We start from the raw sequence: 14,695 nt of genomic DNA on the forward strand, positions 1-14,695 counted from the left end.
GCCTGCTGGTGGTCACGTCGGGTGGTGCTTCAAAGCGAGAGCGCGGCGCACATTTCGCGCACGCCACTCTCCACGCTGGCAAACAGCCGCATGGCGCGGGCTTCGTCCAGCCGCAGCCGCGTCCAGACGGAAAGGTCGATCTCCGGCACCGCCTCTTCGGCCAGGCCGGCGAGGTCCAGCGCATGGGCCACGGCGTCGCAGGCGTGCACCAGGCCGGTCAGGTCCAGCGCGGCCGGGGCCGAAGCCTCTGCAGGCGGCGGTGCATGGTGCTGGGCGATGGCCTCGACGATGGGCTTCGGGAAGCGCCAGTGAACAGCCAGCAGCGCGCCCATCTGGCAATGGTCCTGTCCGAGCAGGGCCTGCTCGGCCCGCACGCGCGGCAGGTCCGCGCTTTTCACCAGTGCCTGCACGGCGCTGCCGGCGGCGGGGAAGTGGGCGGCCAGCACCAGTTGGCCGATGTCGTGCATCAGGCCGGCCAGGAAGGCCTGCTCCGGATCGAGGTCGCAATGCGATGCCAGCGAGCGGGCGCACATGGCCACTGCGAGGCCGTGGCGCCAGTAGGCGGCGAAGTCGAAGCCGGCACAGGCGCTGGCCGGGAAAGCCTGGGTCAGCGCGGCTGCGGCGAGCACGCCCGAGACGGTGCGCAGGCCCAGCATGCTGACGGCATCTGCAATGCGCGCGACCCGGCCTGGTGCGCCATAGAAGGCCGAGTTGGCCAGGCGCAGCGTGCGTGCGGCCAATGCCGGGTCCTTCTCGATCAGCTGGATGCAGCGGTCCGCGGACAGGTTGTCGTTGCGCAGCACCTGCAGCACTTCCAGCACCGCCTGGGGCAGCACCGGCAGGTCCTTGACCTTGTGCTGCAGCTGCGACAGGCCATAGGTGTCAAGCATGTGGACCCTCTTCTTCGGTGTTTGGCGCGGTTGGCGTGCACAGGCTGCGGTAACGGCGCAGCAGGGGCGCCAAGGGGTGGATGCGGCTCTCGCGCAGGGTGTGGCGGAACAGCTGCTGCTGCCGCGCGTCTGCGGGGGCGACAGCGGCTTGCGGTTCGGGCGCGGGGGGTGGCGAGGCAGGGCGGGGCAAGGTGGGGTCGGTCATCGGGCGGTCTCGGAAACAGTGGCCTGCAACAGCGGTCCGGCGGTGGAAGAGGCGGGCGTCGGTGGGCACATCAGCACCAGCATTTCGCCGCGCGGTCGGCCGTCGGGTGTGTAGACGCTGCGCTTCCAGGCCCGGCAGCGCTGGCCGTGCACGAGCAAGGTGCCGGTGCCGCCAGGCGGCAGGGCCAGCGCCGGTGCCAGCAAGGGCCCGGGCGGCATGCCCAGCGGCAGCTGTTCGGCCGGCAGCCACTGGCGGGCGGTCTCGTTGACATAGGCCAGCAAGCCCTCCGGGTCCAGCCCCAGCACCGCTTGCGGCAGGCCGTCCAGCAGTTCGTGGGCACCGCCGGCGCTGGTCTGCAGCAGGGCCGCCTGTTCGCGCTGCTGGCCGAGCAGGCGCTCCAGGCGGGCGTTCAGCTCGGCCATCTCGCGGTTGGCGCCGGTGACCTCGCGGTCCAGCCGGCGGTTCTCGTCGGCCAGTTCCTTGCGGCGGAAGGCTTCGACCACGTGGGCGCGCAGGCGCTCGTCGTCCCAGGGCTTGGTGAGGAACTTGTAGACCGCGCCTTCGTTGACCGCGTCGATGATGGACTGCAGGTCGGTGAAGCCCGAGAGCGTCATGCGCACCGTGTCCGGGTACAGCGCCTTGGCCTGGCGGAGGAACTCGACGCCTGTCATGCCCGGCATGCGCTGGTCGGAAATGATCACGTCGACCTCGGTTTCGGCCAGGCGCAGCAGGCCCTCGGCGGCGCTGCAGGCGGTGACGATGCGGTAGCCGTCGCGCCGGAACAGGCGCTTCAGGGCCGAGACGATGTTTTCCTCGTCATCCACCAGCAGCAAGGTGCGCGGGCGGCTGCGCCGGGTGGTCAGGTGCTCGGGCAGGCAGCGTTGCTCGGCCAGCATGCGTGCCAGCTGGTCGGCCGGCACCGGCGGGCTGAACCAGTAGCCCTGGATCTGGTCGCAGCCCTTGGCCAGCAGCAGGCTGAGCTGGGCCTCGGTCTCCACGCCTTCGGCGATCACCCGCATCTGCAGGCCGTGCGCCATGGTGATGATGGAGCGGGTGACCGAGGCGCTTTCCGGGCCGGCGGTCACGTCGTTGACAAACGAGCGGTCGACCTTGACCACGTCGATCGGCAGGCTGCGCAGGCAGCTGAGGCTGGAGTAGCCGGTGCCGAAGTCGTCCAGCGAGATCTCGATGCCGATGGACTTCAGCTCGCGCAGCATCGTGGCGGCACGCGCCGGGTCGTCCATCAGCGTGCTTTCGGTCAACTCCACGCCCAGGCAGGACGGGTCGGCGCCGGTGTCCAGCAGGGCTTTTTGCACCTGCTGGGCCACGTCTCCCTGCTGGAACTGCAGCGGCGAAAAATTGACGCCGATGCGCACCAGCGGCAGGCCCTGGCGCTGCCAGGCCAGCGACTGGGCACAGGCCTGGCGCAGCACCCAGTCGTCGATCGCGCCGATCAGGCCGGCGCGCTCGGCGACCGGGATGAACTCCGTTGGCGGGACCTGGCCCCAGTCCGGCGAGTGCCAGCGCAGCAGGGCTTCGGCGCCAATGATGTGGCCGCTGGCCAGGCTGACCTGCGGCTGGTAGAGCACCGTGAGCTCGTTGCGCTCGATGGCGTGGCGCAGCGCGGCCGCCAACTGCAGTTCGCGCACCGCCTGGGCATTCGCCTCGGGCCGGAAGAAGGCCACGCCGCCGGTGGCGGCAGCGCCCAGCCTGGCGGTCTGCGCGGCCTCCAGCAGTTCCTCGGCGCCGGCACCGTCGGCCGGAAAGGCGGCAATGCCGATCAGGCACAGCGGGAAGACATCGGTGGCACCGAGCAGGACGGGCTGCTGCAGGCAGGTCTGCAGCGCCTGCGCGCGGGCCCGGGCGGCCGCCACGTCATGCGGCCCCTCGTGGCGCTGCAGCAGCGCGAACTCGCTGTCGCCCAGGTGGGCCACGGCCTCGCGCTCGTCGGAAAACTGGCGCAGCCTTGCGGCGATGGCCATGGCCAGCGTGTCGCCTGCGCCAAAGCCCATGCTGGCCTTCAGCTCGACGATGCGCGGGACCTCGATCACATGCAGCGTGAGGCCGCATTCCTCGCGGCGGGCGGCTTGGGTATGGGCATCGATCTGGTCGAGGAAATTCGTGCGGTTCGGCAGGCCGGTGACTTCGTCGAAGTTGGCCAGCTCGTGGATGCGGTGCTCGGCCAGGCGCTGCTGCGTGATGTCCTGCAGGATGGCGATGCCGCGCTGCCCGACCTGCCCGTCCTTGGCCCGGTGCAGCACCCCGCGGTGCAGCACGGTCAGCAACTGGCCATCTGCACACAGCACGCGGTGCTGGAACTCGAACGGTTCATCGAGCACCGCATGGCGCCAGATCGTGGCCACCAGGCTGCGCTCGTCGGCGGGCACCCAGGCCAGCGCGTCGATCAACTCCGGCCCGGCCGCGGGCGTGACCTCGCCGACCAGCATGCGCAAGCCGCTGGAGCTGACCACCTGGCCGCTGGGCCACGCCAGCTCGAACGAGCCGCTGCGGCACAAGGCCTCGCTGCGGGCCAGCATCTCGGCATGCCATTCGGCACGCCTCAGCGCGTCCTTCTGCTCGCTCACGTCGAACAGGGTGAGCAGGTTGGCCGGCCGGCCATCGATGTCCACCAACTGGCCGCACACCCTGCCGTCGAACTCGCTGCCGTCCGGGCGCACGCAGCGCACGTCGTAGGCCTTGCCGGGTTCGCCGGCCAGGCGGCGCTGCCTTTGCGTCAGCACCTGCAGGTGGTCGGCCTTGGCAATGAAGCGCAGCCAGGGCTGGCCGATCAGCTGCTGCGGTTCACAACCGAACATGCGCGCCATGGCGGGGTTGGCCAGCCGCACGTTGCCGCCATCGAGCAGCACCAGCCCGGCCTGCGTCTGGGCCAGCAGCTGCGCTGCATGCTGCGGCGCGAGGCTGCCGAAGGCCTGCGTTCCAGGGACGGGCGGCGGCGATGCGGGCAGGGCGGTGTCACGCGAGCGCATCAGAAGGTTCCCGGCGGGGTCAACAGGCCGCCTTCGGTCGCGGGGCCTGCCACCGGGATCCAGACCCGGAAGGCACTGCCCTGGCCGGGGGCCGATTGCAGGCGGATGGTGCCGCCATGCCGCTGCACGATGGAGAACGACAGCGACAGGCCCAGGCCGGTGCCCTTGCCCACCGGCTTGGTGGTGAAGAAGGGCTCGAAGATGCGCCGCTGCACCTCCTCGTTCATGCCGCAGCCGCTGTCGCGCACTTCGACCCAGACCCAGTCGTCCTGGGTGCCGCTGGACAGCGTGATGATGCCGCGGCCGTCGATGGCGTGCGAGGCGTTGACGATCAGGTTCATGAAGACCTGGTTGAGCTGTGCGGCCAGGCAGCGCACCGGTGGCAGCGGCTTGAGCTGCTTGATCACCTCGGCCTTGTACTTGACCTCGTGCATGACGACGTTGAGCGTCGATTCCAGGCCGGTGTTGAGGTCGGCTTCCTGCCAATCGGCCTGGTCCACGCGCGAGAAATCCTTCAGGTCCTGCACGATCTTCTTGACCCGCGCCAACCCGTCCTCGCTTTCGCTGAGCAGCTGCGGCAGGTCTTCGCGCAGGTAGTCCATCTCCACGCTTTTCTTGATGCCGGCCAGGGTCGCGCGCGTCTCGGCGCCAAAGCCTTGCAACTCGGCCTGCTGGTAGCCGTCGATCAGGCGGATCAGGTCCTGCACATAGGTCTTGAGCGAGTTCAGGTTCGAGCCGACGAAGCCGATCGGGTTGTTGATCTCGTGCGCCACGCCGGCCGCGAGCTGGCCGATGGAGGCCATCTTGTCGGATTGCAGCAGCTGGTTCTGCGCTTCTTCGAGCTTGCGGTTGGTTTCCTGGATGCGAGCGAAGTTGCTTTGCAGTTCGTCCTGCGTGCGGCGGAATTCGGTGCGGTCCTGCACCAGCCACCAGGCCCCGGCGCTGAGGTCCTGGATGTCGGCCACGTAGGCGATCATCTGCACCCACAGGGCCGAACCGTCGCTGTGGCGCAGCCACATCTCGTGCTGCACCGGCAGGCCCTGGGCCAGGCGCGGCTTGGCCAGCTGGGTCAGGGCTTCGTGATCCTCGGCGCTGAGGAAGAAGTCGGCCCCGGCCATGCCGACGGCCGAGCCGCCTGGCAGGCCGAAGATCGCGGCCAGGGTCTGGTTGTTGTGCACCACCTGCCCGTCCATGGTGTGCATGATGCCGATGGGCGAGTTCTCCATGAAGGCGGCCAACTGGCGCACCGTGCCGCCCAGCTCGGCCGAGCGCTCCTCCACCAACTGTTCGAGTTGGTTGCGGTGGCGCGTCAGCTCTTCCTCGGCCTTGCGCCGCTGGGTCACGTCCTGCAGTGTTTCGATCGCACCGATCAGCTCGCCTTGCGGATCGCGCAGCGGTGCCGCGGTGAAGAACAGCCAGCGGCCTTCTTCGCCTTCCTTGAGCGCAGGGAAAAAGGTTTCGCCTTCGTAGGCATCCTGTAGTTCCTGCGATGGCTTGACGGCGTCCTGGTAGTGATTCTTGAGTTCGTTCAGCTTGACGCCGTCGACGATCATGTCGGCCAGCAGCGGGCGTTCGTGGTTGTAGAACGCGCGCCAGTACTCGGTGCGGCCCAGCATCTCCCACGCCAGGCGGCCGGTCAGCCGCTCGCAGGCCTTGTTCCAGTGGGTGACCCGGTGATCCTTGTCGATCACGAAGGTGGCCACCGGGCCGCCGTTGATGATCTGATTCAGCAACTGGCTGACCTGCAGCAGGCTGCTCTGCACGTGCTGGATGTCGCTCAGGTCCTGGCAGGTGACGATCACGCAAGGCTGGCCGTCGAACATCACGCGGCGACCGTTGATCTCGACCTGGCGCGTCGCACCGTGGGCAGTGATCAACTGCAGCTCCATGGCCGGCGGATCGCCTGCCGGGCTCAGGCAGGCCTCGCCATAGGCCTGCAGGCCCGGCTGGCCGGCTTCGTCGCAGAGCGCTGAGTGGTGGAAGCCGCGCAGGGCGTCCAGTCCGTGGCCGGCCAGGCGCAGCATGGCCGGGTTGGCATGCAGGATGGGGCCGCCGGCATGCACATACGTGGGCACGGTGACGGCGTCCAGCAGCAGCGGCAGCAGGCCGTGCGGGCCGGGGGAAGACAGGGTGCACGATGCCGGCGAGTGAAGGTCGTCAGGCATGTTGCTTGTCCTGGGGCGAGGTGCCGTTGCTGCCGTTGCTGGTCAGTGCAGGCGCGCTGGGCAGCGAGTCCTTGCGGATGCGCAGCGCCAGTTTCAGGCCCTCGCTGCCAACGAAGTCACGCACCTGGCGGATCACCCGCGCGTCGAACACATAGCCGGCCGCCAGCAGCAGCGAGCCCTTGGGCGAAAGCAGGTCGCGCGCGAGCACCATGCCGGGCTTGAGGTCCGAGGCTTCGACCGCAAGGTCATTGCTTTCGGAGGGGTCGGGGGTCTGCAGCGCCAGCTCCAGCGCCGCCACGACGCGGGGGTCGTAGCGCGTGCCGGCGCCATTGGCCAGGGCACGCAGCGCGGAGTCGGGGCTGAAGCACTTCTCTGCCAGTCCGCCATGCACCATGCCGTCGTAGTCGCTCGCGGCCGAGACGATGCGCGCGCCGATCAGGATCTCGTCACCGGCCAGGCCGTCGGGGAAGCCGTTGCCGTCCAGTCGCTCATGGTGCTGGCGCACGATGCGGCCCACGGTCTGCAGCTGGGCCAGCGGCATCAGCGCGGCTTCGCCCTCGCGCGGGTGCTTGCGGTAGCGGGTCATCTCGTCGGGCGAGTAGGTCGAGACCGGCTTGCCCAACATCTTGTCCGGAAAGCCGATCTTGCCGATGTCGTGCAGCAGCGCTGCGAGGTAGATGTCCTGCTGGGAACGCTCGTCGAGCTTCAGGGCGACGGCGGTGCGGCGTGCCAGCGAGGCGACCCGGCGCGAGTGGCCGGCAATGCCGTCCTGGCGCATTTCCATCAGGCCGCTGAACACCGTGACCGCGACCATGAAGTTCTGGTTCAGCTCTTCATAGGCCTTGTTCAGCATCGCGTTGATCTGCTCGATCTCGGCGGTGCGGGACTTGACGCGGGCTTCCAGCCCCTGGTTGAGCTCGGCCAGGGCCTGGTTCTGGCTTTGCGTGAGGGCCAGCAAGCGGGTGTTCTGCTGCTCCAGGTCGCGCCGGGTCAAGGCTTCGCGCACCACCAGCAGCAGGTCCTGGTCGTCCCAGGGCTTGGCAATGTAGCGGTGGATCTCGCCGCAGTTGATGGCGGCAATCGTGGCGCTGATGTCGGCATAGCCGGTCAGCAGGATGCGCACCGTGCCGGGGCTCTGGCTGCGAACCCTTTCGAGGAACTGGGCGCCGTCCATCTCGGGCATGCGCATGTCGGAGATCACCAGGTCCACGGTCTCCTGCTGCAGCAGCGCCAGGCCGTCGGCACCACTGGTGGCCTGCAGGATGCGGTAGCCCTGGGTGCGGAAGAGGCGCCGCAAGGCGCTCAGCACCGAGGCTTCATCGTCCACCAGCATCAGGGTGACCGGTGGTGCGTCGAGCGCGGCGCCGGCTGGCACGGGGTTCAGGACATCGGGCATGCTGGAAGCGTCACGGCTGAGCGGTGCGAGGGGCGCGGGGCGCGGGGAAAGCGGATGCAGCCAGACTTCGCCGCAGTTACTGGACTATCGGCACGAGGCGGGCCGACCTTTGTTCGCGTCTGTGAACTTGTGCCGCCGCGGCGTCGGGGACAACCCCAGGATGGGGCCACTACACTCGGCCCATCCCGTTGCTGAGCCGTCGCATCGCCACCATGACCGTCATCGCCGTTCCCCATCCGCTGGTCCGCCACAAGGTGGGCCTGCTGCGCGAGTCCGACATCTCGACCAAGAAGTTCCGCGAGATCACCGGCGAGCTGGCACGCCTGCTGGCCTACGAGGCCACGGCCGACTTTCCGCTCGAAAACGTGATGATCGATTGCTGGAGCGGCCCGACGCAGGTCGAGCAGATCGCAGGTCGCAAGGTCACCGTGGTGCCCATCCTGCGGGCGGGCCTGGGCATGCTGGACGGCGTGCTGGACATGGTGCCGAACGCCAAGATCAGCGTGGTCGGCCTGGCGCGCGACCACGAGACGCTGCAGCCGGTGCACTACTTCGAGAAGTTCGTTGGCGCGCTGGAGCAGCGCACCGCGCTGATCGTCGACCCGATGCTGGCCACGGCCGGCTCGATGATCGCGACCATTGACCTGCTCAAGCGCCGCGGCTGCAAGGACATCCGCGCGCTGGTGCTGGTGGCCGCGCCCGAGGGCATCAAGGCGCTCGAAGCGGCGCATCCGGACGTGCGCTGCTGGGCGGCTGCCATCGACAGCCACCTCAATGAGCAGGGCTACATCATCCCGGGCCTGGGCGACGCGGGCGACAAGATCTTCGGCACCAAGGACGAAGGCACGCGCTGAGCCGTGCCGGGCCTGCGCTCAGCGCAGGACCTTCAGCGCGTCCGGGTTGACGATGTTGGACGGCGTGCCGCCGACGAAGTTGACGACGTTCTCGAATGCCGCGGTGAAGTACAGCTCGTAGCTGTCCTGCTCCACGTAGCCGATGTGCGGCGTGCAGACGGCGTTTTCCAGCCGCAGCAGCGGGTGGCCCTGCAGGATGGGTTCGGACTCGAACACGTCCACCGCCGCCATGCCGGGCCGGCCGCGGTTCAGCGCCGAGACCAGCGCAGCGTCTTCGACCAACTCGGCGCGCGAGGTGTTGACGAACAGCGCGGTCGGTTTCATCTTCGCCAGGTCGGCATGGGTGACGCCGTGGCGGTTGCGGTCGGACAGGCGCTGGTGCACGCTGAGCACGTCGCTCTGCTCGAACAGCGCGTCGCGGCTGTCGAAGGTGGCCCAGCCGTCAGCCTGCGCGCGCTCGCGGCTGGCTTCGCTGGCCCAGATGCGCACGTCCATGCCAAAGGCCTTGCCGTAGCCGGCCACCAGCGCGCCGATCTTGCCGTAGCCCCAGATGCCGAGGATCCGGCCGCGCAGTTGCAGGCCCAGGCCGAAGTTCGGCGGCATCGAGGCCGACTTCAGGCCGGATTGCTGCCAGGCGCCATGCTTGAGGTTGCCGATGTACTGCGGCAGCCGGCGCATGGCGGCCATGATCAGCGCCCAGGTCAGCTCGGCCGGCGCATGCGGCGAGCCGACGCCTTCGGCCACCGCAATGCCCAGCCGGGTGCAGGCGTCCACGTCGATGTGCGGGCCGACCCGGCCGGTCTGCGAGATCAGCCTCAGCCTGGGCAGCTTTTCGAGCAGGGCGCGGTTGAACTGCGTGCGTTCGCGGATGGCCACCAGCACCTCCGCGTCGCGCAGGCGCACCGACAACTGGCCTTGGCCCTTGACGGTGTTGGTGAAGACCTTGGCCTGCAGATGATTCAGTGCCGATGCGCAGTTGAGCTTGCGCACGGCGTCCTGGTAGTCGTCGAGGATGATGATGTTCACCCTTCGATTTTGCACCGTGATGCAGCCCCCGCCCGGGCTGTGGGGCCTCAGGGCGTTACTTCAGCAGCAGGAAGCTATACCAGCTGTGTCAGGTGTATCGACAGCGCGGCCTCAGCGGCGCGCGGCCTTCTGGTGCTCGGCCAGGCTGCGCATCGCGTCCATGGCCTGGATGGCCCAGGGTTCGGGCAGGTTCAGCGGCGGCAGCGTGACCGGGCCACCGATGGCGGCTGCAGCGGACGTGCCGTGGCCGTGGGCGTGCGGGAACAGGCTGTCCAGGCCGCGGTAGAGCTCTGCGCGCAGGCCACGGGTCTCGCCGTCGGTCTGGCGCAGGGCGGCCAGCACCGGGCCGCGCAGCAGCCACAGGTCCAGCGGTTCGTTGGCCAGCCGCACCTGGTTGCGCAGCCATTCACCCTTGCGGTCCTTCATGGTCGCCACGGCGCGCATGAAGATCTGTTTCATCTCGACGAAGGCGCGGCGGGCGGCAATGCGGGCGGCGCGTTCGGCCGGCAGGCCGGCGGCCGCCAGCTCGGCGTCGAAGGCGCTGGGCATCACGCTGTCGAGCTCGCTGAGCAGCGAGGACTCGGGCAAGGTGTTGGCAAAAGCCGGTGCGCGGCGCTCAGGAATTGTGGCGTTGGGCATGGCGATCAGTCGACTGCAAGACATTCGTGGCCGTGCCCGCGGCGCGGGCTGGGAAATGACGGTTGACCTGCGCCAGCCGGCGATCGGCCTCGGTCTGGTTCAGGTGAAACGCGATCAGGCTGTAGAGCTCGGCACGCAGGTGCCACAGCTCGCGCAGCGAGCGGGCGTGGCTGGCGCGGCGCGACAGGTCATGCGTGGCCTCGCCGTGCAGGTCGCCGAGCGCGGCGCAGAAGTCCTGCCTGGCCTTGTCCAGCACGCTGGGCCGGGCACCGCCGGTGACAGGCGACTGGCGCATCCAGCTCCACACCGACTGCCAGACCGGTTCGGCCTGACCCCACAGTGCGGGCGGCCGGATTTCGATGCGGCTGGGCGGCACCGTCGCCGAGGGGCGGCGGCGCAGCAGGCGTTGAAGCAGGCGTGTCGGGCTCATGCGGGTTTCATCGGTCAAAGGCAGTGAGAACATGAGGGGATTGTTGAGATTCACCCTCGCGTTCAAAGCCCGGAAAAGACCGGGAAACAAGCCGGAAAGCCTTTCTGGCGGCGGCAAGCCTTCGGGCGCCATGGCGGCGCCGGTGTTCAGCGGCTCAGCGTGCCGCCGTCTTGGGCTGGAACTGGCAGTCCACCGCCACCTGGCAGGCTGCGCAGCGCGGCAGCCGGGCCTGGCAGATGTAGCGGCCGTGCAGGATCAGCCAGTGGTGCGCGTCCACCCGGTAGGCCGGCGGCACCCGGCGCAGCAGCACCTGCTCGACCGCCAGCGGGTTCTTGCCCAGCGCCAGCCCGGTGCGGTTGCCCACGCGGAAGATGTGCGTGTCGACCGCCATCGTCGGCTCGCCAAAGGCCACGTTGAGCACCACGTTGGCGGTCTTGCGGCCGACGCCGGGCAAGGCCTCCAGCGCCTCGCGCTCGCGCGGCACCCGGCCGCCGTGGAGCTCGACCAGCATGCGGCAGGTCTGCAGCAGGTGCTTGGCCTTGGTGCGGTAGAGGCCAATGGTCTTGATCTGCGCTTCCAGGCCTTCCAGCCCGAGTGCCAGCATGCGCTGGGGCGTGGGCGCCAGCGCGAACAGCTTGCGCGTGGCCTTGTTGACGCCCACGTCGGTGGCCTGGGCCGAGAGCAGCACGGCGGCCAGCAGCTCGAACACGTTGGTGAACTGCAGTTCGGTCTCGGGGTGCGGGTTGGCGGCGCGCAGCGTGGCGAAGAAGTGTTCGACCTGGGCGTCCGTCATCGGCGCTGAGCTGCCGGGCGTGGCCAGTGCTTCGGCGGCAGCTGCCGGTGGGACGGGATTGCGGCGGGTGGCGTTCATCGGGCCTTGTCGTCAGGAGGGGTGGGCTGGCGCTGGGCGCGGGCACGGGCCAGTGCGGCTTCGACGATGGCACGCTTGCGGTCCAGTGCGGCCGGGTCGGTGAGCTGGCTGGCGGCGGCCAGGTCGGCCAGCTTGTGCGCGGCCTTGGCGGCCAGGCGTTCGTCGTTCTCGCGCTTGTCGCGCGCGGTGCGGAACTGGTGGAAGGCATAGCGCTGGCGGGCCTCGTCGGCCAGCTGGCTGTCCCAGGCGGCCCAGCCGGTGGCTTCGCCCGTGATCGGCAGCATGGCAATGCAGTCCACCGGGCAGGCCGGCACGCACAGCTCGCAGCCGGTGCACTGGGCCTCAATGACGGTGTGCATGCGCTTGGCGGCGCCGCTGATGCAGTCCACCGGGCAGGCCTTGATGCACAGCGTGCAGCCGATGCACCAGGCTTCGTCGATGACGGCCACCGCACGCGGGCCTTCGTGGCCATGCTCGGGGCTCAGCGGCAGGACGGGCAGGCCGGTCAGCGCAGCCAGCCGGGCCACGCCTTCTGCGCCGCCAGGCGGGCACTGGTTGATGCCGGCCTCGCCGGCGGCGATGGCGTTGGCATAGCTGCGGCAGTCCGGGTAGCCGCAGCGGGTGCACTGGGTCTGCGGCAGGGCCGCATCAATGCGCGCGGCCAGCGTGGCCACAGGGGAAGCGGGGGGCGGGAAGGGCGCGAGCGTCACCCGCGGATTATCCCGTGGGCGGGCCCGGCGCCGCTTTCTCTCAGGCCTGCGGTTTCTTGCGCGGCGCGGCGCGCTTGGCGGCCGCTTTCGCGGGCGGTTTGGCGCCCACCTTGACGACGGCCTTGGCTTCGGTCTTCGCGGGCGCCTTGGCTGCCGCCTGCGCGGTCACCTTGCGCGCGGGCCGGGGTGTTGCGGCCGGCTCGTCCGCGGTGACGGCCTGGGGCGGGACCGGCACCGGTTCAGCGGGGTTGAAGCGGCGGATGAAGTCGCGCACTTCCGGGTAGACCTTCTCGCGCCAGCGGCGGCCGGAGAAGATGCCGTAGTGCCCGGCACCGACCACGTCGTAGTGCTGCCGGTTTTCCGGCGCAATGCCGGTGCACAGCGCATGCGCGGCACGTGTCTGGCCGGCGCCGGAGATGTCGTCCAGTTCGCCTTCGATGGTCAGCAGCGCGGTGTCGCGGATGTCCTGCGGCCGGACCTGGGTGCCGTCGACTTCCCAGGTGCCGTTGACCAGTGCGAAGTCCTGGAACACGGTCTTGATGGTGTCCAGGTAGTACTCGGCCGGCATGTCCAGCACGGCGTTGTATTCGTCGTAGAACTGGCGATGCGTCTCGGCGCTGTCGTCGTCACCGCGCACCAGGTCCAGGAAGTAGTCGTAGTGGGAGGTGAGGTGGCGGTCCGGGTTCATCGCGACAAAGCCGGTGTGCTGCAGGAACCCCGGGTAGACCTCGCGGCCCGCGCCGGGGAAATTCTGCGGCACGCGGTAGATCACGTTGTTCTCGAACCACTCGAAGCTCTTGTTCATCGCCAGGTTGTTGACCGCGGTGGGCGACTTGCGGGCGTCGATGGGGCCGCCCATCATGATCATCGTGCGCGGCGTGAATTCCTTGTGCGTGGCCAGCAGCGAGATCGCGGCCAGCACCGGCACCGTGGGCTGGCAGACCGAGATCACGTTGACCTCGGGGCCGATGTGGTGGATGAATTCCTGGATGTAGGCGATGTAGTCGGCCAGGTGGAACGGGCCGGCTTCCAGCGGCACCATGCGGGCGTCGGTCCAGTCGGTGATGTAGACCTTGTGGCTCTGCAGCAGGCTCTTGATGGTGTCGCGCAGCAGCGTGGCGTGGTGGCCCGACAGGGGGGCCACGACCAGCACCACCGGCTGCGCCTTCATGTCGCCCAGCGCGGTGGCGTCGTCCGAGAAGCGCTTGAAGCGCACCAGGCGGCAGAAGGGCTTGTCGACCGCGACCTGCTCCTGCACCGCCACGTCCACGCCGTCCACGCGCACGGTCTGGATGTTGAAGGTGGGCTTTTCGTAGTCCTTGGCCAGGCGGTGCATCAGGTCCAGGCCGGCGGCCACGCGCTGGGCCATGGGGGTGTGCGTGAACGGCGACAGCGGATGGCTGTACAGCTTGGCCGAGGCACTGGCGAATTCGGCAAACGGCGCCATCAGCGCGCGTTGGGTTTCATAGAGCTGGTAGAGCATGCGGGCTCCTGTTGGGTTGGCCCGGCGAGGCGAGCCGGCGGCTAGCTTTGGCAGCGCGCCAGCGTCCTCCATGGACCGAATTCTGCAATTGTGCACTGCAGCAAAAAATTGCGCATCGGTAGTGCCACGATCAGCACTTGCACCGATTGGCAGCGACTTGGCACCTCCATTGGGCAGCAGCTGCAGGCATGTTGCAGCGCAGAAAAGCGGCGCCTGGACGGGTCAGTTCAGCCGCTCGCTCAGGCCATCCAGAACATGACCACGCTCATGCGCTTGGTTTCCGGCGTGTTGCCCCAGTAGGCCGTGGCGCTGTGGATCAGGTCGGCCTTGTAGACCAGCAGGCGGTTGAAACGGTGGTCGATGGCCACGTCTTCGACGAACAGGTTGGGCGGCACGAAACGGGTGTCCAGCGCCTCGACCAGGTTGGCAAAGCGGGCGGGCAAGGTGTTGCCGCCCAGCGAGCCGTCCGGCAGGCGCACGCGATAGAGCGCGGTCCCGCAGTGGTCCGGCACATCGGGGTTCAGGTACAGCACCGCGGCGTATTTGCACAGGCGGCGCGAGTCAGTGTGCGGCTTGGCGCCGCTCTCGCTGGCGCCCACCAGCTGCACGCAGTTGTGGTTGAACTGCGGGCCGGTCTTGCCCGGCAGGCTCACCGCAAACAGCTTCTTCTGGCCCGTCTGCTGCCGTGCCCAGGCTTCCAGCGGAGCCAGTTCTTCGGCGGTGAGGGCCGGCTGCGCCCGCTGCCCCGGCCAAGCCTCCGGCCGGTGCGGCGCGCCCAGCACCCAATCGTCCCGCTGCAGCAGTCGCTGGCGCACCGCCAGCGGGTCGGGCAGGGCGTTGTCGAGGACCCAATAATCCCGGCCGAGCAGCGGCGGGCGGTAGATCAATCGGTGGGCCTTGGGCACACCGGGTGTGGGGGAAAGCACAGCCATGCGGTGATTGTGCCTTTCCTGCTTACTGAACCGTGCCGGCCGCGAGCAAGTTGCCGCCGGGCCGCCCCAAGGCAACTTGCTCCCCCTCGGGGGGGCGGGCCGGGCTT

At 69.0% G+C, this 14,695-nt stretch carries 13 protein-coding genes; 1 reads left to right on the top strand and 12 read right to left on the bottom strand.

From position 1 onward, the window contains the following. Nucleotides 1-29: 29 nt before the first annotated feature. The 5 genes from ACAH41_RS19790 to ACAH41_RS19810 are packed head-to-tail and all read right to left on the bottom strand — an operon-like array spanning nt 30 to nt 7,643. The gene (locus ACAH41_RS19790; protein WP_325651575.1) at nt 30-890 is read right to left on the bottom strand and encodes an HDOD domain-containing protein; all 861 of its coding nucleotides are present in this window, start codon (nt 888-890) and stop codon (nt 30-32) included. Further along, the gene (locus ACAH41_RS19795; protein WP_325651574.1) at nt 883-1,095 is read right to left on the bottom strand and encodes a hypothetical protein; all 213 of its coding nucleotides are present in this window, start codon (nt 1,093-1,095) and stop codon (nt 883-885) included. The genes ACAH41_RS19790 and ACAH41_RS19795 overlap by 8 nt, the downstream gene beginning before the upstream one ends. Beyond that, entirely contained in the window at nt 1,092-4,082 is a 2,991-nt protein-coding gene (locus ACAH41_RS19800) for an EAL domain-containing protein (RefSeq protein ID WP_325651573.1), read from the bottom strand. The genes ACAH41_RS19795 and ACAH41_RS19800 overlap by 4 nt, the downstream gene beginning before the upstream one ends. Beyond that, on the bottom strand, nt 4,082-6,247 hold the full coding sequence (locus tag ACAH41_RS19805; protein ID WP_325651572.1) for a PAS domain S-box protein: 2,166 nt from the start codon (nt 6,245-6,247) through the stop codon (nt 4,082-4,084). Before ACAH41_RS19805 ends, ACAH41_RS19800 begins: the two co-directional genes overlap by 1 nt. After that, nucleotides 6,240-7,643 (bottom strand): HD domain-containing phosphohydrolase, encoded by a 1,404-nt coding sequence (locus tag ACAH41_RS19810; RefSeq protein ID WP_325651571.1) that lies wholly within the window; start codon nt 7,641-7,643, stop codon nt 6,240-6,242. The genes ACAH41_RS19805 and ACAH41_RS19810 overlap by 8 nt, the downstream gene beginning before the upstream one ends. Before the next feature lie 212 nt (nt 7,644-7,855). On the opposite strand from ACAH41_RS19810, the gene upp reads away from it, so the two are divergent. Further along, on the top strand, nt 7,856-8,497 hold the full coding sequence (gene upp / locus ACAH41_RS19815) for a uracil phosphoribosyltransferase (RefSeq protein WP_325651570.1): 642 nt from the start codon (nt 7,856-7,858) through the stop codon (nt 8,495-8,497). An 18-nt stretch (nt 8,498-8,515) separates the two neighbouring features. On the opposite strand, the gene ACAH41_RS19820 is transcribed toward upp, so the two are convergent. The 7 genes from ACAH41_RS19820 to ACAH41_RS19850 form a co-directional block, all read right to left on the bottom strand. Further along, entirely contained in the window at nt 8,516-9,523 is a 1,008-nt protein-coding gene (locus ACAH41_RS19820) for a D-2-hydroxyacid dehydrogenase family protein (protein WP_325651569.1), read from the bottom strand. Nucleotides 9,524-9,634: 111 nt separating this feature from the next. Continuing rightward, entirely contained in the window at nt 9,635-10,162 is a 528-nt protein-coding gene (locus tag ACAH41_RS19825; protein WP_325651568.1) for a hypothetical protein, read from the bottom strand. Next, on the bottom strand, nt 10,140-10,625 hold the full coding sequence (locus ACAH41_RS19830; RefSeq protein ID WP_325651567.1) for a hypothetical protein: 486 nt from the start codon (nt 10,623-10,625) through the stop codon (nt 10,140-10,142). The genes ACAH41_RS19825 and ACAH41_RS19830 overlap by 23 nt, the downstream gene beginning before the upstream one ends. A gap of 121 nt (nt 10,626-10,746) precedes the next feature. Beyond that, nucleotides 10,747-11,385, bottom strand: a complete 639-nt coding sequence (nth, locus tag ACAH41_RS19835) for an endonuclease III (RefSeq protein ID WP_325651911.1) — start codon at nt 11,383-11,385, stop codon at nt 10,747-10,749. A 74-nt stretch (nt 11,386-11,459) separates the two neighbouring features. After that, nucleotides 11,460-12,173, bottom strand: coding sequence for an electron transport complex subunit RsxB (gene rsxB, locus ACAH41_RS19840; protein ID WP_370538429.1), 714 nt, complete (start codon nt 12,171-12,173; stop codon nt 11,460-11,462). A 40-nt stretch (nt 12,174-12,213) separates the two neighbouring features. Next, nucleotides 12,214-13,656, bottom strand: coding sequence for a polyhydroxyalkanoate depolymerase (locus ACAH41_RS19845; protein WP_325651566.1), 1,443 nt, complete (start codon nt 13,654-13,656; stop codon nt 12,214-12,216). Nucleotides 13,657-13,895: 239 nt separating this feature from the next. Continuing rightward, a complete protein-coding gene (locus ACAH41_RS19850) occupies nt 13,896-14,588 on the bottom strand; it encodes a DUF6445 family protein (protein WP_325651565.1) in 693 nt (230 codons plus the stop codon). Nucleotides 14,589-14,695: the final 107 nt, after the last annotated feature.

The organism is Ideonella sp. (assembly GCF_041287625.1).
Taxonomy (GTDB): Bacteria; Pseudomonadota; Gammaproteobacteria; order Burkholderiales; family Burkholderiaceae_C; genus Ideonella.